General features: G+C 48.2%; 29 protein-coding genes. 20 read left to right on the top strand and 9 right to left on the bottom strand.

Annotation, left to right across the window (positions count from 1 at the left end; all coding sequences use genetic code 11):
* Positions 1-39: 39 nt before the first annotated feature.
* From IPL32_09205 to IPL32_09190, 4 genes are read right to left on the bottom strand one after another with little or no spacing between them, the layout of a single operon-like run.
* Positions 40-408 (bottom strand): MGMT family protein, encoded by a 369-nt coding sequence (locus IPL32_09205; GenBank protein MBK8465996.1) that lies wholly within the window; start codon positions 406-408, stop codon positions 40-42.
* On the bottom strand, positions 395-844 hold the full coding sequence (locus IPL32_09200) for a DUF1772 domain-containing protein (protein ID MBK8465995.1): 450 nt from the start codon (positions 842-844) through the stop codon (positions 395-397). Before IPL32_09200 ends, IPL32_09205 begins: the two co-directional genes overlap by 14 nt.
* Before the next feature lie 38 nt (positions 845-882).
* The gene (locus IPL32_09195) at positions 883-1,515 is read right to left on the bottom strand and encodes a cyclase family protein (protein ID MBK8465994.1); all 633 of its coding nucleotides are present in this window, start codon (positions 1,513-1,515) and stop codon (positions 883-885) included.
* A 2-nt stretch (positions 1,516-1,517) separates the two neighbouring features.
* Positions 1,518-2,225, bottom strand: a complete 708-nt coding sequence (locus IPL32_09190) for a hypothetical protein (GenBank protein ID MBK8465993.1) — start codon at positions 2,223-2,225, stop codon at positions 1,518-1,520.
* Between the two features lie 77 nt (positions 2,226-2,302).
* Between IPL32_09190 and IPL32_09185 the strand changes: the two genes are divergently transcribed.
* Complete coding sequence (locus IPL32_09185; protein MBK8465992.1) at positions 2,303-3,115, top strand: menaquinone biosynthesis protein; 813 nt, start codon at positions 2,303-2,305, stop codon at positions 3,113-3,115.
* On the opposite strand, the gene IPL32_09180 is transcribed toward IPL32_09185, so the two are convergent.
* The gene (locus IPL32_09180; GenBank protein MBK8465991.1) at positions 3,112-3,639 is read right to left on the bottom strand and encodes a DUF1905 domain-containing protein; all 528 of its coding nucleotides are present in this window, start codon (positions 3,637-3,639) and stop codon (positions 3,112-3,114) included. The genes IPL32_09185 and IPL32_09180 overlap by 4 nt on opposite strands.
* An 80-nt stretch (positions 3,640-3,719) precedes the next feature.
* On the opposite strand from IPL32_09180, the gene mqnC reads away from it, so the two are divergent.
* The 17 genes from mqnC to IPL32_09095 all read left to right on the top strand — a co-directional run bounded on the left by mqnC (position 3,720) and on the right by IPL32_09095 (position 14,759).
* A complete protein-coding gene (mqnC, locus tag IPL32_09175; GenBank protein MBK8465990.1) occupies positions 3,720-4,895 on the top strand; it encodes a dehypoxanthine futalosine cyclase in 1,176 nt (391 codons plus the stop codon).
* A 28-nt stretch (positions 4,896-4,923) separates the two neighbouring features.
* On the top strand, positions 4,924-5,370 hold the full coding sequence (locus tag IPL32_09170) for a hypothetical protein (protein ID MBK8465989.1): 447 nt from the start codon (positions 4,924-4,926) through the stop codon (positions 5,368-5,370).
* Positions 5,370-6,296 carry an amidinotransferase gene (locus IPL32_09165; GenBank protein ID MBK8465988.1) on the top strand — a complete coding sequence of 309 codons (927 nt, stop codon included), beginning with the start codon at positions 5,370-5,372 and terminating at the stop codon, positions 6,294-6,296. Before IPL32_09170 ends, IPL32_09165 begins: the two co-directional genes overlap by 1 nt.
* 5 nt (positions 6,297-6,301) lie before the next feature.
* On the top strand, positions 6,302-6,637 hold the full coding sequence (locus IPL32_09160; protein MBK8465987.1) for a hypothetical protein: 336 nt from the start codon (positions 6,302-6,304) through the stop codon (positions 6,635-6,637).
* A gap of 87 nt (positions 6,638-6,724) precedes the next feature.
* Complete coding sequence (locus IPL32_09155; protein MBK8465986.1) at positions 6,725-7,582, top strand: fatty acid desaturase; 858 nt, start codon at positions 6,725-6,727, stop codon at positions 7,580-7,582.
* Between the two features lie 33 nt (positions 7,583-7,615).
* Positions 7,616-7,966 (top strand): DUF962 domain-containing protein, encoded by a 351-nt coding sequence (locus tag IPL32_09150; protein MBK8465985.1) that lies wholly within the window; start codon positions 7,616-7,618, stop codon positions 7,964-7,966.
* Positions 7,967-8,037: 71 nt separating this feature from the next.
* Complete coding sequence (locus IPL32_09145) at positions 8,038-8,661, top strand: DUF2721 domain-containing protein (GenBank protein MBK8465984.1); 624 nt, start codon at positions 8,038-8,040, stop codon at positions 8,659-8,661.
* A gap of 4 nt (positions 8,662-8,665) precedes the next feature.
* Positions 8,666-9,061: a DUF4288 domain-containing protein gene (locus tag IPL32_09140; GenBank protein ID MBK8465983.1), complete on the top strand. Its 396-nt coding sequence runs from the start codon at positions 8,666-8,668 to the stop codon at positions 9,059-9,061.
* A 13-nt stretch (positions 9,062-9,074) separates the two neighbouring features.
* A complete protein-coding gene (locus IPL32_09135) occupies positions 9,075-10,091 on the top strand; it encodes a radical SAM protein (GenBank protein ID MBK8465982.1) in 1,017 nt (338 codons plus the stop codon).
* Between the two features lie 11 nt (positions 10,092-10,102).
* Positions 10,103-10,474 carry a hypothetical protein gene (locus IPL32_09130; GenBank protein ID MBK8465981.1) on the top strand — a complete coding sequence of 124 codons (372 nt, stop codon included), beginning with the start codon at positions 10,103-10,105 and terminating at the stop codon, positions 10,472-10,474.
* Positions 10,471-10,923, top strand: a complete 453-nt coding sequence (locus IPL32_09125; protein MBK8465980.1) for a peroxiredoxin — start codon at positions 10,471-10,473, stop codon at positions 10,921-10,923. The genes IPL32_09130 and IPL32_09125 overlap by 4 nt, the downstream gene beginning before the upstream one ends.
* Before the next feature lie 26 nt (positions 10,924-10,949).
* A complete protein-coding gene (locus tag IPL32_09120; GenBank protein ID MBK8465979.1) occupies positions 10,950-11,156 on the top strand; it encodes a hypothetical protein in 207 nt (68 codons plus the stop codon).
* A gap of 1 nt (position 11,157) precedes the next feature.
* Positions 11,158-11,451 carry an oxidative damage protection protein gene (locus IPL32_09115; protein MBK8465978.1) on the top strand — a complete coding sequence of 98 codons (294 nt, stop codon included), beginning with the start codon at positions 11,158-11,160 and terminating at the stop codon, positions 11,449-11,451.
* Between the two features lie 290 nt (positions 11,452-11,741).
* Positions 11,742-12,167, top strand: a complete 426-nt coding sequence (locus IPL32_09110) for a hypothetical protein (protein MBK8465977.1) — start codon at positions 11,742-11,744, stop codon at positions 12,165-12,167.
* 339 nt (positions 12,168-12,506) lie between these two features.
* A complete protein-coding gene (locus IPL32_09105) occupies positions 12,507-13,205 on the top strand; it encodes a cytochrome b/b6 domain-containing protein (GenBank protein MBK8465976.1) in 699 nt (232 codons plus the stop codon).
* Positions 13,202-14,080: a molybdopterin-dependent oxidoreductase gene (locus tag IPL32_09100; GenBank protein MBK8465975.1), complete on the top strand. Its 879-nt coding sequence runs from the start codon at positions 13,202-13,204 to the stop codon at positions 14,078-14,080. The genes IPL32_09105 and IPL32_09100 overlap by 4 nt, the downstream gene beginning before the upstream one ends.
* A 7-nt stretch (positions 14,081-14,087) precedes the next feature.
* Positions 14,088-14,759, top strand: coding sequence for an arginine-tRNA-protein transferase (locus IPL32_09095; GenBank protein ID MBK8465974.1), 672 nt, complete (start codon positions 14,088-14,090; stop codon positions 14,757-14,759).
* Here IPL32_09095 and IPL32_09090 read toward each other — a convergent pair.
* Genes IPL32_09090 through IPL32_09075 form a run of 4 tightly spaced genes read right to left on the bottom strand, consistent with a single transcriptional unit; the run spans position 14,756 to position 21,002 of the window.
* Positions 14,756-16,171, bottom strand: a complete 1,416-nt coding sequence (locus IPL32_09090) for a deoxyribodipyrimidine photo-lyase (protein MBK8465973.1) — start codon at positions 16,169-16,171, stop codon at positions 14,756-14,758. The genes IPL32_09095 and IPL32_09090 overlap by 4 nt on opposite strands.
* Before the next feature lie 58 nt (positions 16,172-16,229).
* Entirely contained in the window at positions 16,230-17,756 is a 1,527-nt protein-coding gene (locus IPL32_09085) for an FAD-dependent monooxygenase (protein ID MBK8465972.1), read from the bottom strand.
* Between the two features lie 12 nt (positions 17,757-17,768).
* A complete protein-coding gene (clpA, locus tag IPL32_09080; protein ID MBK8465971.1) occupies positions 17,769-20,033 on the bottom strand; it encodes an ATP-dependent Clp protease ATP-binding subunit ClpA in 2,265 nt (754 codons plus the stop codon).
* 51 nt (positions 20,034-20,084) lie between these two features.
* Complete coding sequence (locus IPL32_09075) at positions 20,085-21,002, bottom strand: homoserine kinase (protein MBK8465970.1); 918 nt, start codon at positions 21,000-21,002, stop codon at positions 20,085-20,087.
* 55 nt (positions 21,003-21,057) lie between these two features.
* On the opposite strand from IPL32_09075, the gene thrC reads away from it, so the two are divergent.
* On the top strand, positions 21,058-22,350 hold the full coding sequence (gene thrC, locus IPL32_09070) for a threonine synthase (protein ID MBK8465969.1): 1,293 nt from the start codon (positions 21,058-21,060) through the stop codon (positions 22,348-22,350).
* Positions 22,347-24,791: a bifunctional aspartate kinase/homoserine dehydrogenase I gene (thrA, locus tag IPL32_09065; protein MBK8465968.1), complete on the top strand. Its 2,445-nt coding sequence runs from the start codon at positions 22,347-22,349 to the stop codon at positions 24,789-24,791. The genes thrC and thrA overlap by 4 nt, the downstream gene beginning before the upstream one ends.
* The last annotated feature ends 72 nt before the right edge of the window (positions 24,792-24,863 follow it).

Genomic DNA, 24,863 nt, shown 5'->3' with positions numbered 1-24,863 from the left:
TTTGTCTTTAATCCACGTTTTGTCTGCGTCCATCTGCGGTTAATTATCTCCGAACAAGCTTGTCTGTTCGCTTTTATCGGGTTCGTAACCATCAGGAAACCATTGAAACGTGCTCAGATCGCATTTGCCGCTAGTGTTGAAAATAATACCTTCGGCTTCGAGTAATTCCTGTTGCAGATTCATCGGTATCGTCAAACGTCCTGTCGAGCATTTGCCTTGCGAATTGATAACGCGCTGCCACGGTACGCCTTCGTCAGCGCCGTGCATGACGTAGCCGACTGTTCGTGGCGTGTAGCCTTCGCCAAGGACGATCGCCAGTTGGCCGTAAGTCATAACCTTGCCGGCGGGAATTTGTTTCACAAGGTCATAAACGCGCTTGCGATAGGTTTTATCATCAGCTATCCGCATTTTTACTCGATCGAGCAAGTGCCACGAGAAGCGGGAACGCAAAAACAAATAAAGCCGCCCCACGGATCCAGCTCAACTGCTGCCAACGTTGTCCTCGTTCTATCCATTCTGCCGACGAGATCCCCGATCGCGGACTGTTATGAAATTCAGCAAGCTGGGGAACGAAATAGATCATGCTGATAATAATTATCGCAATGTAAACAACTAGAGTTGAAGCGATCAATTTCCGCCTCATCGCATCACTCCAGTTTGCTGCGAGCGAGACGATCAATGACAGAACCAGGACAGGGTGTATGAACATCCAAAAATGCTCCTCGTGCAATGCATACTCGCCATTCGTAATTATTGCCGATTCAGGTAGATGCGATAGATAAACCGGGAAATAAACAACGTGTGAATATACAACGCCGCCCAGCAGAATTCCCCACAAGATCACGTCAAAGCGTATGTTCCAAATCCGAGTTTCATATCACCTTATTTGGTCAGGAGAAATGTCCTCGCGGGCGAACCATCGCCTCCTCCTCCGATATATTTCAGCGGCATGCAGATCAACTCGTAATCGCCAGCGGGAACTTCGCGCAGATCAACGCCCTCTAAAATTACAACCTCTTTCTCAAGCAGCGTTATGTGCACCGGATGTCCCGGCGAGCCGCTTTTTTCGATCGACAGATAATCGATGCCTACGAGAACGATGCCGTTATCAACCAGCAATTTGGCCGTCGCAGGAGTTATGTAAGTAAAATCCGTTCTAAATCCGCGTTCCGGTTCTGACCAGAATGACGAGTTTTGGGTTTTGAACAAAACTCGCTTCACACCGCTGATATCGCCGACATGTTCAGGCTCGATAGCGATGACATCAAGAGGCACTTCGATCACGCGGCATGGCCCGACAAGTTTGTGCGGATCAAGCTCGTGAATGCGCTTTGCTCCGTCGATAAAATGATTTGGCGCATCGACATGAGTGCCTGTGTGGACGCCAAAAGCAACTTGCGAAACATTTGCCGAAGCCCCGGTCGAGATCGACTTGAACGAACTCACTTCAACACCCGGATCGCCTTTATAGATCGGCGTTGCTTCGCTGATCGGAACTGTTACGTCGTAGAACATAATTATTTGACCTTATCGAATTTGCTGTATGCTTTGCCGAGTTTGAAAGCCGAAACCTTGCCGGCGATGCGCCATTTCTCAGTTTCGTCGGCATTGAATTTTTGGCGGTAGTAAATCGGCGATTTGCCTGGCTTGGCCGTTAATTTCCAGGCCGTCATTGCCTGCGTGTCTTCAAATTTTTCAGCGAGATACCAGCCAATGCCAACGGGCGAGCCTTTTGAAAATTCCATCAGGTCAACACCGCTTCCGCCATGTCCCTGATGCATTCCACCGGAATAAGCAAGAATAAATTCATTCAACCCGTTTTGATTAACATCAGGCACAAGGCCGATGTCAACGGTCCAACCCGCATCAGCACCAAAGATCGCTATTACCTTCTTATTTTCGATCAAAGCCAACCCGGCGACACCAAATCCGTTGCCCGTCTGGCAGATCTGAAAGAACGCGAGCGTCTGTTTAGAATTTGTCCGCGTAAATGCACCATGAATAGCTCCTGCTGGTTCAATATTTACGTTGCATGCGTCTCGCTGATATTTCGCGGTGACCTTTGGCAAAACATTGCGGAGGATCAATACAGCATCTTCGTCTGAAAGCTTCGTTTGCTTGGTCGTGTTTGTGGGATCATTGACTACAACAGTTTTTTGTCCGTGAGCGAAAGGTGAAAATACAGTCAGCAAAACAATCACTGCCGCAGCGAGTTTGAAATTCATAAAAAGAAGAATAATTTAAAAGCTGCAAACAAACAATATTTGCATTCAGGGCTGCTTTGTATTTACGCTTGGATAATATGCCGCCGCTGCGCATCTCAGCTTCAAGTTATTCGAACACAGCACCGCTTGTGTGGTCGTTCCTCTACGGACGAAATCACGGCAAGGTGGAAATAATTCTCGACAACGCACCGGCGCGTTCTGCAGAGCTGCTCACACAGGACCGAGTCGATGCGGCACTCGTTCCGGTCATCGCGTATCAAATGATCGAGAATGTCCGGCTGATTTCTGACGTCTGCGTCGGCGCCCGCGAAAAAGTGCGAAGCGTTTGCCTGATAACAAAAGGCGAAGAACTGAATGATGTTCGCTCTTTCTCGCTCGATACTTCGTCATTAACGTCAGTCGTGCTGACAAAGATAATCTTTCGCGAGTTTTTAGGTTTCGAGCCCCAGTGGCGTCCGGCAGCTCCAAATATCGACGACATGCTTTCAAATGCCGATTGCGCGCTCCTCATTGGTGATCCTGCACTAAAAGTGTCAGAACCACCTGCCGTAGCGGGTGGTTTAACTTTGCGAACATTTGATCTTGCTGAACTCTGGCACCAACACACCGGCCTCGGATTTGTTTTTGCAATGTGGATGACACGCCGCAATAGCGTTTCAATTGATTTTGCCGCTGCTCGTGATGAAGGAGTTGCTCATCTCGACGAGATCATCGCCAATTATGAGAACGACATTCCACTAGGAACAGTTGAAATGAAAGAATATCTTTCGCAAAACATCTCGTATTCGATAGACGATTCGATGATGCAAGGAATGGAACTGTATTTTGAATTAGCGGCAAAGAATGGCTTGATAGACAAAAATATGCCGATGACGTTTGCGGTCGATTAAAACATAGGCCGCTTTAGCTCTTCATAGAGTTTTGTATCGATGATCTTGCCTTCGTTTTCTTTTAGGTGTTCAAGGATAAGAAGTGATTGATGGATCCGAAGATCGATGTCCTTTGGCCTCGCCAATATATACAAGATCGACCTTTGTTTTCCAGCCGTCAGAGCGTGAAATAAACGGTCACCATCTGGATCCTGTTTGAGTACTTCAGCAAATTCTTCGGGCATCGGCAGGCCGTATTTGCTCTCGTCTTTTTCGAGAACAACATTGACCATATCACCCTCGACAATGCCAATAGCATCACGCTTTTTCTTGTTGACGATGATATAAAACGTATCGCCCCAAGGCAGAAGAGCACACTGAAAACCCTCATCGCCATTCATACTGCAAACGACGCGTTTAAATTTATCCTCAAAACCAAATTTTGCTACGATCCCTTTATCCACCAGCAAAAAATGCCAGCCGGAACCCGCATCCGACCTTACAAGTTTGGTTTTGAATTTGACGGTTTCTTGTTTCTTCGCCATGAAAGTCAGGTTAAATTGAGAGCGTTTACCGCTGTCGCATTTTTGTTCGCATTTGCTAAGATTATAAACAGGAACCATAAATGAGCAAAGATATTCAGCCGATCTTGGACAAAGCGCTTTCGGGCGAAAGACTTTCCGCAGAAGATTGCACCGAGCTTTTAAAGTCGAAAGATTTTGTTCGCATCGGCCTTGCCGCAGACGAGATCAGGCAGCGAAAAAATCCGGGCGACGTCGTTACCTACATCATCGACCGCAATATTAACTACACAAATGTCTGCAACGTCGTCTGCACATTCTGTGCGTTCTATCGCCGTCCGGGCAAACCTGACACTTACGTGCATTCGATTGACGAGATCTGCACACGCATTGATGAAACGATCGCGCTCGGCGGCACCGGCGTGTTGATGCAGGGCGGCCTGCATCCGGATTTTAATATTGAGTGGTATGAGAATTTGCTCGCGACGCTGCACTCCAAATATCCCAAATTTCAGCTTCACTGTTTTTCACCGCCTGAGATACACAACATCTCGCTTATCTCAAAGCTCGACTACGTCGCAATAATGCAGCGTCTCAAAGACGCAGGGCTCAATTCTATGCCCGGCGGCGGCGGCGAAATTTTGGACGACGAAGTCCGCGCGCGCGTCTCGACCAAATGCAACACACAGGAATGGCTCGACGTGATGCGAGCCGTGCATAAGGTTGGGTTGATCTCGACGGCCACGATGATGTTCGGCATCGGCGACAAGATTGAACATCGAGTGCGTCACCTACAGCGTATCCGCGACGTGCAGGACGAATCGCTTGCTCTAAAAGCGGAAAATGGCACCGGCGGCGAATTTACCGCATTTATCCCGTGGACATTCCAACGTGAAAATACCGCTTTGGGGCGCAAAATAAAAGAAGAGCCAACCGGCATCGATTACCTTCAAATGCTCGCCGTCTCGCGCCTCTTTCTCGACAACGTCCAACACATCCAAGCCTCGTGGCTAACCCAAGGCCTAAAACTCGGTCAGACCGCTCTCCGCTTCGGTGCTGACGACATGGGCTCGATCATGATCGAAGAAAACGTAGTCTCCGCCGCCGGTGCCGACAACGAAGCCAACGAACGCGACCTCCGCTACCAGATCCGCGAAGCCGGCTTCACGCCCCAACAGCGAGATATCCTTTACAACTATATAAACCGTGATGGGATTGATGATATCGACACAAAGAAGTCGATGCCTCTAAAACAATTGAGTGTGGCGTTTGCGGATTAGCATTGGAAATTATTTTAGGAATGAGGATGTGAAAAGGAATTTCTGGACAATTATTCTGGTGATTGGGTTTGTCCTTAGTAGCGCAATTCAAATTCTGATCTTGTTTGCTGTTTACATTAAAGGCGGGGGAACTACGGGCGCGGATCCAGTCACGCCAATACTTCCTTTTCTAATGCTTGCTTTGGCAGCGACCTATGTCTCAATTTGGCAGCAATTTGCAGTAAGAAAGTTTCTATATGTTTCCGCCTTAATTTCTGGTGTATTTGGATCGATTCTCCCCTTCTGGTTAGAATTTTCTGGAAGTCTGGTTCAGTATGACCGCGCCTTGCTTCACGAGTCACGCCTACTGGATAAAGAGTACTTAATTCTACCGCTCTCGATATTTGGTTTCGTTCAAATTGGAGCACTGTCACTGGGTTGGTACATTGGCCACCGAAGCAACCCCGCAGACAATACAATTAAAAAGGATATTTAATGCCACTTGCCAGAAACATACTTCTCATTCGTCCGCAGAATTTTGGATACAACCCCGAAACTGCTAAATCCAACGAATTTCAAAACAAAGCGGAAGATCTAGATGAAAATCTAATCAAACAAAACGCCCTAGCGGCATTTGATCAATTTGCCGAAGCCCTGTATTCGAAAGGCATCAACATTCGTGTTTTTGAGGATACTGAAATGCCTCAGAAAGATGACGCGATTTTTCCGAACAATTGGGTTTCGTTTCATGCTGACGGGACGGTAATTCTCTATCCGATGTGTGCGGTTAACCGCCGCAGTGAGAGGCGGATGGATATTATTGAAACTCTCGGACGAGAATTTCACGTCGAAAAGATCATCGATCTCTCGCACTTTGAAAAAGAAAACCGCTTTCTCGAAGGGACTGGTAGCATAGTTTTTGACCACGCTAACAAAATTGCTTATGCATGTTTGTCAGCGCGGACAGATGCGGGGCTTTTCAACAAAGTTTCGGAAATCTTAGGCTACGCACCGGTGAGTTTCCACGCCGTAGACGCAGATGGCAAAGCGATCTATCATACAAACGTGATGATGTGCATCGGCGTTGGTTTTGCGGTAGTTTGTCTTGAAAGCATCGAAAACGAAATCAAAAAAACAGCTATTATCAACTCTTTGAAAAATTGCGGCCTCGAAATTATTGATATCAGTTTCGATCAGATGAACAACTTTGCCGGCAATATGTTGGCGGTTTCGGGCGAGAACGGAAAAGTATATTTAGTGCAATCTCAAAGTGCTTTTGATTCGTTAAGAAACGATCAAATAGCGGTTTTGGAAAAATATTGCGAGTTGCTTCCGATCCCGATCCCGACGATCGAGACCTTAGGCGGCGGAAGCGCAAGGTGTATGATGGCCGAAATATTTTTGCCGGAACTCAACACGTAAGAAACATGACTGCAAAGATAACAGCATTTCTGATCACGATGATCGCAGGGCTCGCCACCGGTGTTGTGATCTTCTTTTCCATGCTGTTAGCGATGAACGGATACAGCGAGAGCGACGCGATGTGGGGGCTTGGAGCCTATATTTTAATGGCGTTGATGGTTGTGATCCTCTCAAGCACCGGAGCCTATTTTCTTGTCGGTTCTCTAACGAAGAAACAACTCAGCCCGGTCGTTTGTGTGCTTATTGCTGTCGTGGTGTTTTCGCTTCTCGGTATCGGACTTGAGATAGTTTGCAGTCTCGTCGGAGTTGGTGTTGCTGAATTCGTAAGAGTTAAATTCTAACGACATTCTTACCCAACTATTACAAACCATTTCCCTTCGACCTGTTACTCTAAAACTGTCGTATTTTAGCTGGTCATTTTATTCTTAATGCAAAACGTCCTCGAATTCGAGAAGCCGACCCTCAGTGTCAACTGGAAAAATGTTGTGATCGTAACATCGTTTCATTTGATGGCAATTCCTGTGTTTTTTACATTTAGCTGGCAGAATCTGGCAGCTTTGCTGATCGGCAACTGGATCGTCGGCAGCCTCGGCGTAGGTTTGGGATGGCATCGTTTACTGACGCATCGTAGCTTTAAGGCACCAAAATGGCTCGAATATTTGTTGTCTATTTTTGCGACGATGTCTATGCAGGATCCGCCGGATAAATGGATCGCGACGCATCGTATTCATCATGCATTTGTTGATACGGAAAAAGATCCGCATTCCGCTCGCTCCGGCTTTTGGTGGCCGCAGATCGGTTGGGTTTTTTGGGGCAAGGCGCAGGACCACGACGAAGCAACTTTGAAACGTTATGTTCCCGATCTGCTCAAGGATAAGGGCCACGTTTTGATCTCACGTTTTTACTACGTGCCTATTATCGTTTCAGCTCTTGTTTTGTTTGCACTAGGCGGTTGGACGATGATCGTTTGGGGTTTGTTTGCCCGTGTCGTTTTTGGCTGGCACACGACCTGGTTTGTTAATTCGCTTGCTCACATATACGGCAAACGTCCGCACGACACAGGAGACCTTTCAACCAATAATTGGTTCGTCGCACTGCTTACATTTGGCGAAGGCTGGCACAACAATCACCACATGTCGCCAAACTCAGCACGACACGGCCTCGAATGGTATCAGTTCGATATGAATTGGATCGCCATACGTATCTTTGAAAAATTTGGCTGGGCAACAAACATCCGTGTTTTTGACGCCGGAAAAAAGCCTGTCGAATTGAAACAAGCGGCATAAAATACTATTATTCGGCTGAAACACAAGCTGAATATGACTTCGGACCCGCAAAACTATACAGAATTTTGGGATTTCTATGTCTCGGAACATAGCTTGCCGCTTACGAGGCTGCTGCATTTTGTCGGCACTTCGCTTGGGATTGTATTACTAATATTTTTCACCGCTCGAAGCCAGTGGTATTTTTTTCCGATATTCTTTGTCGTTGGCTACGCTTTTGCCTGGTTCGCTCATTTCGTTGTCGAAAAGAACAAACCCGCTAGCTTTCGTTATCCGTTTTGGGCGTTCATCAGCGATTTCAAGATGATCTGGTATATGATCACCGGACAAATGACCCGCGAAGTCGAACGCGTTTTGAATTCTGGACCCACAGATGGACGCAGCTAAATAATTATCCAAATTATCCATGTTACTTTTCCGTCCTCTGCGTCTCGGCGTCTTTGCGGTAAAATGATCACATGCCCGACAGTCTTGTTAATCCTGATGCTCTAAATTCGACCATCGAATTTCTGACGGCGATGGTCACGCCCGCGTTGCTGATCTCGGCGACGGGTTCGCTTGTGCTTTCGACTTCGACACGGTTGGGCCGCGTCATTGACCGTGTTCGCCAACTAGAAGAGCGTTTGAGCGATTTGATATATCTCGAAGACAAGAATGAAGTCCCGCTGTATGACAAACGCGTTGAGGTGATCGTCGATCTGTTGGACAAGGTAACGAGCCGCGCACGCATACTCCAGCGAGCGATGGCAGCGTTCTATTACGGTTTGGGCATGTTCGTACTCACGAGTGTTACCATCGCCATTGCGGCGTTTTTCAGTTACTATCGCTGGCTGCCGATCCCGATCGGCATTATCGGAATAATGTGCTTGTTTTGGGGCAGTCTGCAAATGCTCAGGGAAACCCGAATGGCGACCGCGACTGTTAACGCTGAGATGGACTTCACGTGGGAACTCGCGCGCAAAGTGGCGCCAAAAGAAGTCGCGAGCAAATATCAACGACGCGGCAAACACAATGGAACGTCTCTCGCAAAAATTAAGGACAAGAATGAACCCAAAGTACCTGACACTTTTGGCGGAGAATAACTTTATGAAAAAGTCTTGGTACTCCGCAAAATGTATTTTCCGGCACCCTGAAACGAAATCTCGAAGGCAAATATATGAAGAAAGGATACTTCTGGTTAAAGCAGACAATTCAGACTCAGCTATCGAAAAAGCGGAAAAGAATGCGCGTCAATACAGCAAGGATCTAGAAAATTGTGAGTTTGCTTCATTGGTAGATGTCTTTGAATTGTTTGATGAAAAAGTCGGCGATAAAACTGAAGTGTATTCAGCAATGCGAACCAGTGATTTAGTTCCCGATGATTATTTGAATCAATTTTATCCTGAAGCGCCGGAAGACTGTGAGTTAGTGGGGCAGAAGCATCGTTGGTATAAAAAGGATAGTCGACATAAAGGTTGTTATCATTGTCGTGTTGTGAAGTAGGCAAACTAAAGTAATGTCAGTCGTAAAGCCATCTTATCTAAGATTATTAAGATCAGGTGAATTGAAGGCGCGTGTAGAAGCCCTTGAAGCCATGCTCGCGTCGTGCACCGTTTGCCCAAAAGATTGCGGCAATGACCGGCTCAAAGATGAGATCGCTGCGTGCTACTCGGGCCGTTTGCCTATCGTATCGAGCTACACGGCTCATTTTGGCGAAGAACCTTGCCTGTCGGGCACAAAAGGCGCGGGAAATATCTTCTTTGGCAACTGCAACCTCCGATGCGTCTATTGCCAGAATTATCAGATCTCCCAAACCTGGAAAACACAGAAAAAGAACGAGATAACCCACGAACGTCTCGCCGAAATAATGCTCGAATTGCAGGAGCGCGGTTGTCACAACATCGGCTTCGTCTCGCCCACACATTTCGCACCGCAGATGGCTCGCGCGATTCTCATCGCCGCCGAAAAAGGTCTGAGGCTTCCGATCGTTTACAACACAAATGCCTATGATTCTGTGGAGGTTTTGCGCCTGCTCGACGGCATCGTTGATGTCTATCTGCCCGATCTGAAATACGCCGATTCGGACGCCGGACTTCAATATTCAAAGGTTCGCGATTACAAAGAACACGCTCACGCAGCGATCAAAGAAATGCACCGCCAAATGGGCGACGAACTTGTCTTTGACGACGACGGCTTATTAAAACGCGGCCTGATGATCCGGTTGTTAGTTTTGCCAAACGACATCGCCGGCATCGAAGGAAACCTCCGCTGGATACGCGACGAGCTTTCACCCAAAACCGCGATCTCGCTGATGGCTCAATACTACGCAACCAACAAAGCCGCGACCGACGAGCGATACATCTTGCTCTCACGCCGCATTTCCGAGGGCGAATGGTTCCAAGCCGTATCACTGCTCGAAACCCTGGGAATGGAAGAAGGCTTTATGCAAGAATACGAATCGGCATCGCACTATTACCGGCCGGATTTTACGGATGCGGATAAGCCATTTAAAGATATAAGGGACTTTCAATAGCAGGGGCTAACATGAAACGACGAATTTTGAACGGCTGCCTTATTGTTACGTCGCTACTCGGATACCTTGAGTGGGGAACGGAAAATCATATGTTCCTTTTTCAGGGCGAGGGCGAGGTTCTTTCGAGATTAGTGAACGATCCTCTGTCCGTTGCGCATCCACTTACGCTTATGCCGCTGTTCGGACAGATCATATTGTTCATAACGCTGTTTCAAAAAAGGCCAAGCAAAATTATGACCTTTATCGGTCTCGCGTGTTTAGGTGTTTTGCTCTTTTTCATTAGTTTTGTGGGTGTTATTTCATTGAATTACAAGATATTTCTTTCGACACTTCCGTTTGTTATTACGGCTATACTTACGGTTAAGGAGAACTTGAAGAAATGAACATTGGCGACACTGCACCTAACTTCACACTCAAGGACGGTAACGGAAACGATTGGACGCTTTCTGATCATCGCGGCAAGGTTGTCGTGCTGATGTTTTATCCGGGTGACGATACTCCGGTTTGTACAAAGGAGATGTGCTCCGTGCGCGATCACTGGTCGGATTATCAGGCGACGGGTGCTGAGGTCGTTGGCATTTCGACAAACTCGGTGGAGTCGAAAAAACAGTTTGCCGATAAATACAGCTTGCCGCTTCGGCTTTTGGCGGATGAAAAAGGCGAGGTGAGAGATCTGTACGGTGCGAAATCGCTTATACCGGGCCGCACTTCACGTTCTGAATTCGTGATCGATGCGCAAGGCAAATTGGCGTATCAAAAAGTTCGCCCGATCGGCTTTATGCGACCGAGCGACGAGGATATTCTTAATGCAATAAAGGCCGCGAGCAAATAGCGGCGAAGCGTGATAAAATTTTTGCTATGGACGAATTGATCAAACAAGTGTCGGAGCGAGCCGGTATCACCGAAGAGCAGGCAAAGGCAGCGGTTGAAACGGTCGCAGGGTTTTTGAAGGAACGCGTTCCGGCGCCGTATAACAGTTATGTCGACAGCTTCCTCAGTGGAGGCGGTGGCGAAGGCGGCGGCGGATTGCTTGGCAGTCTTAGCGGAATGTTCGGCGGTAAGTAACATGGCTTTATTTGGTGAAAAATTTAAGTGTTCCCGTTGCGGGCTAAAAAATGAGCCCCTTGGTTTTCCGCCTATGCCCAACGAACTCGGCCAGCGCGTTGCCGACGAGATCTGCAAAGACTGCTGGGCCGAATGGCAAAAGAAACAGATGCAGCTCATCAACCACTACGGTCTCGACGTTTCCAATCCCGACTCGCACGATTTTCTTTTCGACAATCTGAAAATATTCCTCTTTAACGAAGGCGTCGAACTCGCCCAGATCGACACCTCGCAGGAAGGAAAGGTCAACTGGTAGTTTCTTCATAACCCCACCTCGCAGAATTTATACAACAATCGCCACACAGTTCGGTTGTGTCAGAACCGGGAGCAATCGCGACCGGAGGTGTTTGCATTTGTTAAAACCCTTGGAAATTAAGCCATATCGTGAAAATTGAGCGTTTTCGTGTAAACCACGCCATATCGTGAAAGTTAGGTCTTTTCGTGTAAATCACACCATATCGAGAAAGTTAAGCCTTTTCGTGGAAATTAAGCCATATCGTGTAAATTGGTATTTCCAAAAACCGATTTTCGCGCTAAGTTGAGGCTATGTACAAGAACCGCATCAGCCGAACAACGGCAAAGATCACTCCAAATATCCATCCGCAATTCTTCATCCGACGGTCCGAGATCGAATTTGCACGGGTCGCATACATAGACAGCGTCTGCCAGGTGCTGCTCGAAGGCCGTTTCGGGCCGGACTTCGTCTATCAGATGATGGACAATCCGCACGACCGCCCGGAATTCGAACCGGCGGTGTTGTTCGATCTGTTGGATAGTGAGATGCATGAGCTTGTACCGTGGTATGCGATGTCGTGTTTGGGACGCACACGCATAAACGCCTGCCTGCGTTCCGGCAAATTCTCAGGGACGCATGATCGACGGGCAAAGAAGACGCAGAGTCTGAGTTCCACTCAGAACGAGCTCAACTCCATATCTACTCTCACACCAAACCTAGGCCGCGGCTCGCCATGATCTTCAGGGACGCGCAGATTGTGAACATGTGGTTTCATTTCTTTGTGTTCTCTGTGTCTTTGTGGTGAAAAATCCTTGGGACGCGCAAGTCTGGGGAGCAGACGAAATAACTTTGGCTACAGGTGAAGCGTGAGCGAAACCTGTAGAAAAGCGAGATCAAAACACGAGCGTGTGTAACACGCGACATTCTCAGGGACGCAAGACGATTTTTGTGGTGAAAGATCTCAGGGACGCGCAAATAAGAACATCGTTTCATTTGTCTTTGTGATCTCTATCCTCTTTGGTTAAAAAATCTCTGGGACGCACGAAGAAAGTGACGCATAATGGTAACAAATGGCAATGTCCAAACAGCTTGAGAAAAAACATACGCTTGCGGTGCGTTGGATGCATTGGATCAACTTTCCGCTTCTGACGATGATGATCTGGAGCGGCATTTTGATCTACTGGGCAAATCCTGTTTACTCAATACGGATCGGCGGAATTGAGTTATTGCATTTTTTTCCTCAATGGTTTTACGACACGCTTGGCATTCCCTTTCGCCTGGCCGAAGGGCTGCAGCTGCACTTCTTTTTCATGTGGTTCTTCACTTTAAACGGAGTGTTCTACATTATTTACACTTTCGTTTCAGGCGAATGGCGCGCGTTGCTTCCTTTGCCGGGCTCATTTAAGCGAGCGCCGATAGTCGCTCTGCACGATGCCCGCATCGTTAAAACCAAACCGCCGCAAGGCAAATATAACGACGCTCAGCGTATCGCATACACAGGCGTGATCTTGATGGGCGCGGCTTCAACACTTACAGGCTTCGCAATATACAAGCCGCTACAACTCGCGTGGCTGACATCCCTGCTTGGCGGCTACGAATGGGCACGGTTCGAGCATTTTTGGTTGACGGTTTTGTTTGTACTCTTTTTTGTCGTCCATGTAATTCAGGTCGCACTTGCCGGCTGGGCAAATTTTCGCTCGATGATCACCGGTTACGACATCATAGATACGGTCGACGCCGAGCGGGAACAAGCAACGGATAAGGTGAAAGCATGAGTGAAGATAAAGAAATACTTCTGGAAAAGGTTCGTGAATTTGAGAAGAGAACGGGCCACACAATAGGTTCTTACCCTGATGATCCGAACAATACAGCATCTGTTCTCAAGGAACGCCGACATTTGAGTGAACCGCTGTCCGCTGAAGATGCAAACAGACGTATGTTTCTTCGGTCTCTCCTCGGCTTTTCAGTTGCCGGCATTGCCACATGGACCGGAGTTCTTAGTTGGTGGTGGACGTCAGGTGAGACAAAAACATCCTTGTTCAGACGCACATTTGAATTTAATGAAAAAGTAAGTCAGTTCTTTTACAGTCCAGGGCGGCTGGCTCCTGAATTTCCATTGTCTAGTGTCACGCCGCCAAGGGTTAACGGAATGGAAGGCATAGAGGGCGAGATCGACATAGAAGCTTGGCGGCTTGCGGTTGGCGGACTTGCAAATCGTACGGACGCTTTGCTTTTAACTCTCGACGATATAAAAAAGCTGCCGCGAACAGAGATGATTACTGAACTAAAATGCATCGAAGGTTGGAGTACTATCGTGCATTGGGCAGGAGTGCGTTTTTCTGATTTTGCAGCACACATACTTCCTGGCAAATCTATAAATGACCTTCCGCCTTACGTTTCAATGACCACGCCCGACGAAAGATATTACGTGGGATGGGATACCAAGAGCATTATGCATCCGCAGACCCTGCTTGCGTATGAAATGAACGGCGCTCCTCTCAAGCCGGAACATGGAGCGCCGCTGCGACTTGCGTCGCCAACGAAATATGGTATCAAACAGATAAAACGCATAGGCAGTATCGAGTTTACCGATGAACGGCCAAAGGACTATTGGGCTGAAAGCGGCTATGATTGGTACTCGGGTCACTAAAAACGTTATGCAGCTTGATGCCGACCTACAACTCATAAACGAGGAATTCCACGCAGAAAACGTCACATCCCCGCAGCTCGATCTGCTTCTCGCTGATGGCTGGCGGCATTTTGGGACGCATTTTTTTCGTTATAATCTCGGCATTTATGAGGATGAAATTCGACGCGTGCTTCCGCTTCGTATTAGACTTGAAGACTTCGAATTCTCCAAAAGCCAACGCCGTATTTTGCGCCGCAACGATGATCTAAATGTGCAAATTGGGCCGATCGATATCACTGACAAAACACACGATCTTTTTGAGCGGCATAAGCGTCGCTTCAAAAGCGGTGTGCCAAGTAGCATTTATGATTTTCTCTCAAGCGACGCTGCACGTGAGCCGACCGACGGATTTGAGTTGAGCGTTCACAGTGAAGGAAAACTTTTGGCGGTTAGCTTTTTTGACGTTGGCAAGACTTCGCTCTCAAGCATCTATGCGATCTTTGATCCCGAAAAAACATCACGCAGCCTCGGTATTTTTACAATGCTCAAAGAGATCGAATATGCGATAGAAAACGGTAAAACATTTTACTATCACGGTTACGCTTATGAAGGAGAGTCTTTTTATGATTACAAAAAACGATTTTCAGGATTGGAGCAATTTGACTGGAGCAAAAATTGGATTCCTTTGTTAGCGGCCTAAGAAAACAGATCTTCTTGAACGGACGGAGCATCATTTGCCAGTCTTTGCGTCCATTCAATATATTTTTTTGAATCGAATTTCTTTCCAGTGCTGTGACTTGCCATGTAGCGGATCAGGCCAAAGACCGGTCTTTCGAACCAAGCCCTGTCATGTTTGCCAAAGCACCACAGGATGCCCGCGTATGAATTTGGATCGCGTCCGTCGAGACAGTATTTGTTGTTGAGATGGACCAGCGTTTCGAAAGCGACCTCGTAACTAGGCGACCATGCGATCACATTTTTTCCCCACAGCATACGGACATAATTGTGCATCTCGCCGGTCACGACCATTTCGCGTTGCGCGGCATTCCAAAGATCGTCGTGCGTATCGCCGGCTTCCAGTTGCTCAAGCGAATATACATATTGCCGCTCGTCATCGGCGTGTTCGCGCATTGTTTTTTGAACCCACGCGGGAAGTGCGGCCAATGAATCGTAATTCGGATTGTGCCGCGTCATGTTGAACGAAAGCTCACGGCGAACGATCAGTTCTTCGAGATATGCGTCCTTCGATTCTTGCGGAGCGTCCGCGTCCTGCACGGTCAGTGCGATCTCAAGCGGCGACAGGAAACCAAAATGAAGATACGAAGACAAACGCGAAGAACCGTCACGATCAGGCTTGCTTCGCGCTTTATCGTAATCAGGCAATATTTTGCTGACAAAATTCTTTAGACGAGCGCGTCCGTTTGCTGTGCCGCCACGATAATGAGTGCTCGGTGCGACGCTGTGATCGATATCGCATGACGTGACTAGGTCGGAGATATTATCAACAGCTACTTCGGTTTCGGGACAATCTACCTTGATGCCAAGACTCGGAGTGTCAACAGTTTCATTTGCGAGCGGCTTGAGATACTGGTCGAGCAGCTTATTGATCTTCGGCCTGATCGTGTAAGCGGCGTATTCTTCTTTTTCGAATTTTGACATCGGAATGATGCCGTTTGAATCGACTGCATAAACAGGAATATCCGCTTTTTCCGCGATGCGTCGATTGTGTTCTGGAATAATAAAGCACGGATAATCGTCCGTCACGATCACTGCTGCGTCCTTTGCAAGTTTTGCGACCGTCTGCATTGGAGCGTCTTTATCTGTTTGCAAATAGAAGATGTATCGAATGCCGAGCCGTTCGAACTCAAGCCGGTTTTCTTCAACGCCTTCGAGAATAAAAGTATGTACTCGGTCCGAAGCCCAAGGATAATAATATTTCAATCCTTCGTAAACTACGAGCGGCAATTTTAGTTCATTGGTTTGTCGGATGGCATAAATAAGTGCATGGTTGTTTTCCACGCGCTTATACATCTGCATCCAGTAGAGTACATAACGAGCTTTAGGGTTGGGCTGTTTGTCGTTTAGCTTAAGGACTCTCTCGTTGATCCGCATTGTTTACTTCTTTGTTGAGGTGAATCCTCTCGCCTACACAGAAACAGCACTTGTGATGCTATTGGCCAAGAATATCAGCCAGATACCCACTTACTATTTCAAAGGAAACATTACTTGAGATCATTCCAACATAATTATCGGGCCGGACAAGTAGGATGAACGGTTTGTCGTTTCCAAAAATCTCCGCGACCTCGGTAGTTAGAGCCAAATTGCGTACATCGACAAGATCTTTCAGTTCATCGCCAACTCCGGCAAATCCATCTCCGCCAAAGGCGAGCAGATGAAACTTCGGCTCGTTCATCCGGTCGTAAATGCTCTGATTATACACTTGAAAGTACGGCATCCTGTCGCCAGCTTTGATCTTAAACGTTCCTGAATTTCGGCTAAGGTTGCTAGCCCGATAATTGATGGCTATCTGCGAAAGTCTCGGAAAAATGAACCGTCGAACAGCCCTGAGCCCCGACAAAAATTTAGCAGCGTACGGAAATACACTCATTCGCACAAACGTCAGCAGCGGGTCGGGATCCGCGATCAGGCCAAAGAAGCGATCCGTTGTGCGGGTCAAATTTTCGGCGTTCGGCAACCGCTCTTGGTTGTAAGTGTTAAGAAGTTCACCGCTCGCTCGTCCATGCAAAACCAAAGCCAGTTTCCACGCCAAATTGTAGCCGTCCTGAATTCCAGTGTTCATGCCCTGAGCACCGGCTGGCGAGTGTATATGCGCCGAATCTCCGACGACGAAGACACGTCCAACCAAGAATTTATCAACGTGCCGAGTGTGCACTTTATAAGTCGAAAACCAATTTACATTAGTAATTTCAAAATCTATCTCGGCATCTTTCCTGATCTGCGCTTCGATCTCTTCGTAAAGCACATCGCCCTCGTCTTTAGAAAATTCCTCGGGAAATGTGCCGACAATCCGGTATCGTTTGTCGCCGTTCATTGTAAAAACGACCAGCAGATTGTTTCTCATCAGAAATGCAAACAGTCCGCCGCTGCCGTATTGCCAATCAAGTTCGACATCCGCAACGTAAAACATACGCTCGAATGTGCTGCCCGTAAATGTCAATCCAAGCGAATGACGAACGAGGCTCTTCGCTCCGTCACAGGCTATTAAATATTTGGCTTCGATCGTATCGGTCTCGCCGGCTGAATTTATTACGGTTGCCGTAACGCCGCTGTCGGTTTGCGCGAAATCCTGAAGCTTGGTTTGCCATTGAACATCTTTGCCGTGGGATTTGATGTGATCGTAAAGGAGTTTTTCGTGTTTGCCCTGCTCGACTATGAGAACAAATGGATAGGCACTCAACCCTTTTCCGATGTCGCGAAAATCGATCTCACCGCGTATCTCGCCGCCGACAAACAATTTTGCACCTTCGGCTTTGGCACCGATGGAAACAAGTTTGTCAGCTAAACCGATCTGCTCGTATATCTCCAGCGTGCGTGCCTGTACACCGATCGCTTTAGAATACGGCGTGATGGTTTCTTTCTTGTCGATGATTACAAAATCAACACCGTATCGGATCAGCTGGCACGCCAACGCCAATCCGGTCGGTCCGGCACCGACTATCAAAACGTCCGTTTTCATTTCTATCTAATACTAAACGCCTACAAGCGTCTTTTGTTTATCCAGATTTAATTTTAGGTTGTCGTCTTTTACTTCAACCAGAGCACTGCCGCCGTCCGCGAGCTTGCCAAACAAGATCTCGTTAGCAAGCGGCTGTTTGATCTTTTCGTGGATGAGCCGCGACATCGGCCTTGCTCCGTAGCGTGCGTCGAAACCATTTTTGGCAAGCCATTCGCGGGCTTCTTCCGTTAGTTTTACAAGGACACGTTTCTCGGCAAGCTGGCCGTTTAGCTCTTTGGTAAATTTATCGACGATGAGCTTGATCACATCGAGGTCAAGCGGTTTGAATGGAACCCACGCATCGAGGCGGTTGCGAAACTCCGGAGTAAAAGTCCGCTCTATCACTCCTTTTGCATTGCCCTTTGTGTCGGACGAATTGCGGAAACCCATTCCGCCACTGGAGAGTTCGCGGGCACCGGCATTGGTCGTCATTATCAAAATGACATTCCGAAAATCCGCTTTCTTGCCGTTATTGTCTGTGAGCGTGGCTGAGTCCATTACCTGCAAAAGCAGATTGAAAAGATTTGGATGAGCCTTCTCAATTTCGTCGAGAACCAAGACAGCATGAGGCGTCCGCATTATCGCCTCCGTAAGCAGGCCTCCTTGATCAAATCCGACATATCCAGGCGGCGCGCCGATCAACCGCGAAACTGTGTGCGGCTCGGCGTATTCGCTCATATCGTAACGCAGAAATTCGACGCCGAGGATCTCTGCAAGCTGCTTCGAAACTTCGGTCTTACCAACGCCAGTCGGTCCCGAAAACAAAAACGAACCAACCGGTTTGGTCTGATGTCCGAGTCCGGCGCGTGATATTTGTATCGCATCGACAATGGCATCGATCGCCGCGTCCTGCCCAAAGATAGCTTTCTTTATGTCATCGCGAAGCGTCTTTAGCCGTGACCTTTCGTCAGCGACGACGGTTTTTGGCGGTATCTTTGCCATACGCGCGATGGTGTTTTCGACCATCTGAACTGTCACTCTTTTTGGCCGCCGGCTCACGGGCAGGAGCTTGACCGATGCTCCAACCTCGTCTATCACGTCGATGGCCTTGTCGGGCAAAAAACGGTCATTTATGTATTTACCGGCAAGCTCAGCGGCAGTGCGAAGTGCGTCGTTGCCGTATCTTACGCCGTGATGCTGTTCGTAGAATTTCTTGAGGCCTTTGAGTATTTCGTATGTTTCATCGACCGTCGGTTCATTTATATCGATCCGCTGAAAACGTCGCGCCAGCGCACGGTCGCGGTCAAATGCAGACTTATATTCTGCGTGAGTTGTCGAGCCGATGCAACGCAATGAACCGTCGGCAAGCGCAGGTTTTAAAATATTCGACGCATCCATCGAGCCGCCCGAAACCGCACCGGCACCAACAATCGTGTGTATCTCGTCGATAAATAGAATCGCGTTTTCCTGTTCTTTCAGTTCATTAATGATCGCCTTGAACCGCTGTTCAAAATCGCCGCGGTAACGTGTTCCCGCAAGCACCGTACCCATATCAAGTGCAAAGACCTTTGCCCCCTGCAAAACCTCAGGCACATCGCCTTCGCTGATCTTGAGCGCCAAACCTTCGGCCAAAGCAGTTTTTCCGACGCCGGGCTCACCGACGTAAAGCGGATTATTTTTCTTCCGGCGGCAAAGCACCTGGATCGTGCGTTCGATCTCAGGGCCGCGGCCAACTATCGGATCGATCTGTCCGGCAGCAGCTTTTGCGACGAGCTCTACGCAGAAACTCTCGAGCGGCTTTTTACGTTGGGCAGAACTATCAAGCTCCTCGTCATCGATGCCGTCAAACATCGGCTCACCCTGATCGATCTTTGAAATGCCGTGCGAAATGTAATTAAGAATATCCAATCGCGTTACGCCTTGCTGCAGCAACAAATACACTGCGTAGGACTGCTCAGCCTGATACAATGCCGCAAGAATGTTGCCGCCATCAACGGCTCCCTGTCCGCTGCCCTCTGCCTGCAAGACTGCGTAAGAGATCGTCGATTGAAAAGTCGATGTCAGCTCTGGCATTGCCTTGGCATTAGGAGGCATTTTTTCGAGAGCATCCTCAAAATATCCAAGCAAGGCCCTGCCAAGCTCATCGATCTGCGCTCCGCAATTGAACAATATCTCGCGCGCGGCCGTATCTTCGAGCAACGCAAAGAGCAGATGCTCAAGCGTAACGAACTCATGCTTATGCTTCACCGCCTCATCGACCGCAAAGCTTAAGGTTTCTTCTAATTCTCTGGTCAACATGCCGACTTTTATTCTAGCAGTTTTAGCCCAATTGAAATAACAGCCTAGGTTCTACAAAGATCTAACGCCTGTAGGATGAATTTCTGAAACGTAGATGTTGTATTCGATATCGGTTTGGGCGTAAACCTCATTCATTGCAACTTCCACATTTTCGGCGGTTTCCCGCGTTTTGCTAAGCATAAAGACCGAAGGGCCGGAACCGGAAATCCCGCCGCCGAACGCTCCGGCATTGAGGCTGGAAGATTTTACTTCGTCAAACTTTGGTATCAACGCTTTGCGGACGGGCTCGACAATTGTGTCTTCCATCGAACGCGAAAGAAGCTCGTAATCGCCTTTAGCGAGAGCTACGACGAATGCTCCGAGATTGCTCCAATTCTGCACGGCGTCCTTGAGCGGAACATCCTTTGGCAAAATAGCTCGTGCCTCAGCGGTTTTGATCTCGATCTGCGGGTGAATGACCGTCGCAAACATCGGCGGAAAATCGATCGAGACAATATCGAGCGGTTCGGCCGAGCGCACAAGCGTAAACCCTCCGTAAATACACGGAGCGGCGTTGTCAGCATGACGCGAACCTGAAGCAAGAAACTCGCCTTCCATAGCAAATCGGACGAGTTCAAGCTTTGAAAAACGTTCGCCGATCAGCATATTTGCCGCGACAACTGCACCGCATGAGCTTGCTGAGCTAGAACCGATGCCGCTGCCCGGTTTGATGTGCTTTGTGATCTCAACCTCGAAACCAAAATCAATCTGAGCGGCTTTCATTAATGCCAGCAAAGCAACGCCGGCGACATTTTTCGCCGGGTCGGTTGGTAAACCATAGTCGTCACGATTGATTATGCGAACGGCGCATTCGTCCATCTTTCGCAGGGTCATCTCGTCACACGGCTCCGCTAACGCAAAACCGAGACAATCAAATCCGCAAACCACATTAGAAACCGTCGCCGGCGACAATATCCTTACTTCGTCCATACTTTAGTAAATCGACGAAAACGTTTATGATTTATTGTTTTTACGTCTTTTGCCGATGCAATACTTTAGCACAAACCGAAGGTCGCCTCATGTCTCGTTTCGTGAGGCTGTTTTAAACGGACAGCCCGATGACAAAGGCTTGTATTTTCCGTCCAAGATACCGCGCTTGTCCAATGACTGGCTAAAAGGCCTCTCGACGCGCTCAAACGAACAGATCGCGTTTGACGTTATACGCCCTTACGTCGCGAGCGAAATACCGGATGACGTTCTTTTCAATATATGTGCCGAGACGGTGAATTTTGATTTTCCGCTCGTGGCTCTCACAGACAGTATTTCTACTCTTGAGCTATTTCATGGCCCGACGCTCGCGTTTAAGGATGTCGGTGCGCGGTTCATGAGCCGAGCTCTTCAACACTTTTCTCGCGATAATGCAGAAAAGACAATTGTAATTGTCGCCACCTCGGGTGATACCGGTGGAGCTGTTGCAGCAGGTTTTCATGGAGTCGAAGGCATCGAGGTAGTTATCCTTTACCCAAAAGGTAAGGTCAGCAAGGTTCAGGAACTACAATTGACTACTCTGGGCGGAAATGTAACTACATTGGAATTACACGGTAATTTCGATGACTGCCAAGCCCTTGCAAAACAGGCACTTGCCGACGGCGATCTGCAATCAAAAGTTCACCTTACTTCGGCCAATTCGATCAATGTCGCCCGTTGGCTGCCTCAGCAGTTTTATTATTTCTTCGCATTGAAGCAATGGAACTGCGAACCGCCAGTTATTTCGGTTCCAAGCGGCAATTTCGGCAATCTTGCTTCGGGCATTTTGGCCCATATTACGGGCTTGCAGGTAAAGAAATTTATAGCAGCCTGTAATGCTAATGATGTCGTGCCCAGGTTTTTGCAAAGTGCGGAATACGAACCGCGTCAATCAGTACCCACACTTTCAAACGCGATGGATGTTGGTAGCCCAAGCAATTTTGTCCGCATTCTGGAGATATTCGACAATAAATTTGTTGATCTCAAAGAAAAGCTTGAGTCCGTGAGCGTTTCGGACAAAATAACTGCCAAAACGATGCTCGAGGTTTATGAAGGTCAAGGGTATATTCTCGACCCTCACGGTGCGGTCGGTTATCGAGCTCTATCCGACCATATCGAAAAGCATAGTGACTGCAAAGGCATTTTTCTCGAAACCGCTCATCCTGTAAAATTCGATTCTGTAAACGAAATACTTGGAACACAAGGAAAAGTACCGAAATCAGTTGACGCCCTGTTTTCAAAAGAAAAGCAGAGCATAGAAATGGATGTAAATTACGAAGATTTAAAAGATCTCCTCGTCAGTAAAATATGAAGGTCCTAAAATTCGGCGGCTCATCAGTTGGAAGCGCCGAAACAATAGAAAAAGTAATTGAGATAGTCAGAACGACGACAAAGTCCGGCCCGTGTGCCGTTGTGTTGTCAGCGATGCAGGGCACGACCGATTCGCTCATCGAGGCCGGCCGCTCGGCAGAACGCGGCGATGATGGCTATATCGAAATTCTCAGCAACATCAGCCAACGTCATATCGAAACGATCCACAAACTTTTCGGTGACGAGGGAAATGCGGGAGTTTTGGATTTTGTCGAAACCACTATCAAGGAACTCGAAAACTTGTGCGAAGGTGTGCGATTGGTACACGAACTGTCAGCTAAGACGCTCGACCGAATTTTGAGTTTTGGTGAGATCGTTTCAACCCGCATTGTATCCGCCAAACTTTCGCAAGTCGGACTTGAAAACGAATGGAAAGACAGCCGCCTTTTTATACAAACTGATTCGAACCACGGATTTGGCCTGGTTGATTTTGCTGAAACCAATCGCCGGATGAAGGAATATTTCGACTCTTCGCCCGCAAAGCTGCACATTTTTCCGGGCTTCATCGCAAGCGATGCAAAAGGTTATACAACAACTTTAGGCCGTGGCGGTTCGGATTACACGGCGGCGATCATCGCCGCTGCGATCGACGCTGACATTCTTGAGATCTGGACGGATGTGTCTGGGATGATGACTGCCGATCCGCGATTTGTCCGCAACGTGCGGCAGATATCGCACATTAATTACCGCGAGGCGATGGAGCTGTCGCACTTCGGAGCAAAGGTCATTTATCCGCCGACCATACAGCCTGTAATGGCAAAAGGCATTCCGGTTTTGATCAAAAATACTTTTGAACCTGACAATCCTGGAACCTTGATCGAAGCTGATTCCGCACCGGAAAAGGACATGATCCGCGGCATCACCAGCATTGACAAGATCACGGTTCTCAATCTCGAAGGCAGCGGAATGGTGGGTATTCCGGGTTTTTCAAAGCGGCTGTTTGATGCGCTTTCGCGTTCACAGATCAACGTCATTTTGATCACGCAAAGTTCGTCCGAACATTCGATCTGTGTGGCTATCGAAGAAAAATTCGCTGAAGCTGCAAAACGCGCCGTAGATCGCGAATTCGAATACGAGATAAACGTCGGCAAGATCGAACCGCTAAAGGTGGAAAGCGGATTTTCGATCCTCGCCCTTGTAGGCGACAACATGAAAGAGCACACCGGCGTGAGCGGCAAGATGTTTACCACGCTCGGCCACAACGGCATCAACATCCACGCCATCGCGCAGGGGTCAAGCGAGCGAAATATCTCTGCGATCATCTCGTCAAAGGACGTGCAAAAAGCTGTCAATACTCTGCACGAAGAATTTTTCTCTGACGGCAATAAGCAAATAAATATTTTCATCGCTGGTGTCGGCACCGTCGGCGGAAAGCTGATCGAACAACTCCGCACACAGCATCAACACTTACTCGACGAGATGCGCTTGAACCTTCATGTTGTTGGCATTGCAAACAGCAAACGCGCGCTACTTGCAGAAGAAGGTGTCAATCTCGACTCCTATAAAGCCGATCTTGATGACGCCCATGCGATGTCCGTTTCGGCGCTGGCAGATACGATCGTCGCACAAAACTTACGCAACTCGATCTTTGTCGATGTTACGGCGAGCGCAGATGTTGTAGAAGTTTATTCGAAACTTCTTGCAAAGAGCATTTCGGTGATTGCCTGTAATAAGATCGCTGCATCGTCGAGCTACGAAAATTACTCGCACCTGAAAGACACCGCCCGCGAATTTAGCGCAAACTTTTTCTTTGAAACAAATGTCGGCGCAGGCCTTCCCGTTATCAATACTCTCAACGACCTGCTCCGCAGCGGCGACAAAGTAAACCGCATCGAAGCAGTGCTGTCAGGCACGCTTAATTTTGTCTTTAACAACTACGACGGTACGCGAAAGTTCGCCGAAGTCGTCCGTCTGGCTCAAGTGGAAGGTTACACCGAACCCGACCCGCGACTTGATCTGAACGGAACCGACGTCGCACGAAAGATTCTGATCCTCGCACGTGAAGCCGGGAATCGCATTGAGATGGAAGACATTGAAAACGTCGGCTTTTTGCCGGAATCGTGTTTAGCTGGCAGTGTTGAAGATTTTTACGCTGAAATGGAACGTCACGAAGATCATTTTAAGAACTTGCTCGACGATGCATCAGCGAAGGGATTGAAACTAAAATACATTGCGTCGTTCAATGACGGCAAGGCATCTGTCGGCTTGCAATCCATTGGCCCCGACCACAATTTCGCAAATCTTTCAGGCAAGGATAACGCCGTTCTTTTCTACACGAACCGCTACGCCGATCAACCGTTGGTTGTAAAAGGCGCCGGAGCCGGAGCCGACGTGACCGCAGCCGGGGTCTTTGCCGACATTATCCGCGCATCGCGTTCTTAAATGCAGAAGCCCACACGTAGTAAGGGCGGTACACTCAACTTGAATGAACCGCCCTTACTAACATGCGACCTT

Origin of the sequence: Chloracidobacterium sp., assembly GCA_016711345.1 — a bacterium.
Taxonomy (GTDB): Bacteria; Acidobacteriota; Blastocatellia; order Pyrinomonadales; family Pyrinomonadaceae; genus OLB17.
This window is presented reverse-complemented; position numbering and strand designations above follow the sequence as displayed.

What these genes read in the sequence shown, in the direction of transcription:
- IPL32_09205 (MBK8465996.1), bottom strand. Translation starts at nt 408, where the DNA reads ATGCGGATAGCTGATGATAAAACCTATCGCAAGCGCGTTTATGACCTT.
- IPL32_09195 (MBK8465994.1), bottom strand. Translation starts at nt 1,515, where the DNA reads ATGTTCTACGACGTAACAGTTCCGATCAGCGAAGCAACGCCGATCTAT.
- IPL32_09190 (MBK8465993.1), bottom strand. Translation starts at nt 2,225, where the DNA reads ATGAATTTCAAACTCGCTGCGGCAGTGATTGTTTTGCTGACTGTATTT.
- IPL32_09185 (MBK8465992.1), top strand. Translation starts at nt 2,303, where the DNA reads ATGCCGCCGCTGCGCATCTCAGCTTCAAGTTATTCGAACACAGCACCG.
- IPL32_09180 (MBK8465991.1), bottom strand. Translation starts at nt 3,639, where the DNA reads ATGGCGAAGAAACAAGAAACCGTCAAATTCAAAACCAAACTTGTAAGG.
- mqnC (MBK8465990.1), top strand. Translation starts at nt 3,720, where the DNA reads ATGAGCAAAGATATTCAGCCGATCTTGGACAAAGCGCTTTCGGGCGAA.
- IPL32_09165 (MBK8465988.1), top strand. Translation starts at nt 5,370, where the DNA reads ATGCCACTTGCCAGAAACATACTTCTCATTCGTCCGCAGAATTTTGGA.
- IPL32_09160 (MBK8465987.1), top strand. Translation starts at nt 6,302, where the DNA reads ATGACTGCAAAGATAACAGCATTTCTGATCACGATGATCGCAGGGCTC.
- IPL32_09155 (MBK8465986.1), top strand. Translation starts at nt 6,725, where the DNA reads ATGCAAAACGTCCTCGAATTCGAGAAGCCGACCCTCAGTGTCAACTGG.
- IPL32_09150 (MBK8465985.1), top strand. Translation starts at nt 7,616, where the DNA reads ATGACTTCGGACCCGCAAAACTATACAGAATTTTGGGATTTCTATGTC.
- IPL32_09145 (MBK8465984.1), top strand. Translation starts at nt 8,038, where the DNA reads ATGCCCGACAGTCTTGTTAATCCTGATGCTCTAAATTCGACCATCGAA.
- IPL32_09140 (MBK8465983.1), top strand. Translation starts at nt 8,666, where the DNA reads ATGAAAAAGTCTTGGTACTCCGCAAAATGTATTTTCCGGCACCCTGAA.
- IPL32_09135 (MBK8465982.1), top strand. Translation starts at nt 9,075, where the DNA reads ATGTCAGTCGTAAAGCCATCTTATCTAAGATTATTAAGATCAGGTGAA.
- IPL32_09130 (MBK8465981.1), top strand. Translation starts at nt 10,103, where the DNA reads ATGAAACGACGAATTTTGAACGGCTGCCTTATTGTTACGTCGCTACTC.
- IPL32_09125 (MBK8465980.1), top strand. Translation starts at nt 10,471, where the DNA reads ATGAACATTGGCGACACTGCACCTAACTTCACACTCAAGGACGGTAAC.
- IPL32_09120 (MBK8465979.1), top strand. Translation starts at nt 10,950, where the DNA reads ATGGACGAATTGATCAAACAAGTGTCGGAGCGAGCCGGTATCACCGAA.
- IPL32_09115 (MBK8465978.1), top strand. Translation starts at nt 11,158, where the DNA reads ATGGCTTTATTTGGTGAAAAATTTAAGTGTTCCCGTTGCGGGCTAAAA.
- IPL32_09110 (MBK8465977.1), top strand. Translation starts at nt 11,742, where the DNA reads ATGTACAAGAACCGCATCAGCCGAACAACGGCAAAGATCACTCCAAAT.
- IPL32_09105 (MBK8465976.1), top strand. Translation starts at nt 12,507, where the DNA reads ATGTCCAAACAGCTTGAGAAAAAACATACGCTTGCGGTGCGTTGGATG.
- IPL32_09100 (MBK8465975.1), top strand. Translation starts at nt 13,202, where the DNA reads ATGAGTGAAGATAAAGAAATACTTCTGGAAAAGGTTCGTGAATTTGAG.
- IPL32_09095 (MBK8465974.1), top strand. Translation starts at nt 14,088, where the DNA reads ATGCAGCTTGATGCCGACCTACAACTCATAAACGAGGAATTCCACGCA.
- IPL32_09090 (MBK8465973.1), bottom strand. Translation starts at nt 16,171, where the DNA reads ATGCGGATCAACGAGAGAGTCCTTAAGCTAAACGACAAACAGCCCAAC.
- IPL32_09085 (MBK8465972.1), bottom strand. Translation starts at nt 17,756, where the DNA reads ATGAAAACGGACGTTTTGATAGTCGGTGCCGGACCGACCGGATTGGCG.
- clpA (MBK8465971.1), bottom strand. Translation starts at nt 20,033, where the DNA reads ATGTTGACCAGAGAATTAGAAGAAACCTTAAGCTTTGCGGTCGATGAG.
- IPL32_09075 (MBK8465970.1), bottom strand. Translation starts at nt 21,002, where the DNA reads ATGGACGAAGTAAGGATATTGTCGCCGGCGACGGTTTCTAATGTGGTT.
- thrC (MBK8465969.1), top strand. Translation starts at nt 21,058, where the DNA reads ATGCAATACTTTAGCACAAACCGAAGGTCGCCTCATGTCTCGTTTCGT.
- thrA (MBK8465968.1), top strand. Translation starts at nt 22,347, where the DNA reads ATGAAGGTCCTAAAATTCGGCGGCTCATCAGTTGGAAGCGCCGAAACA.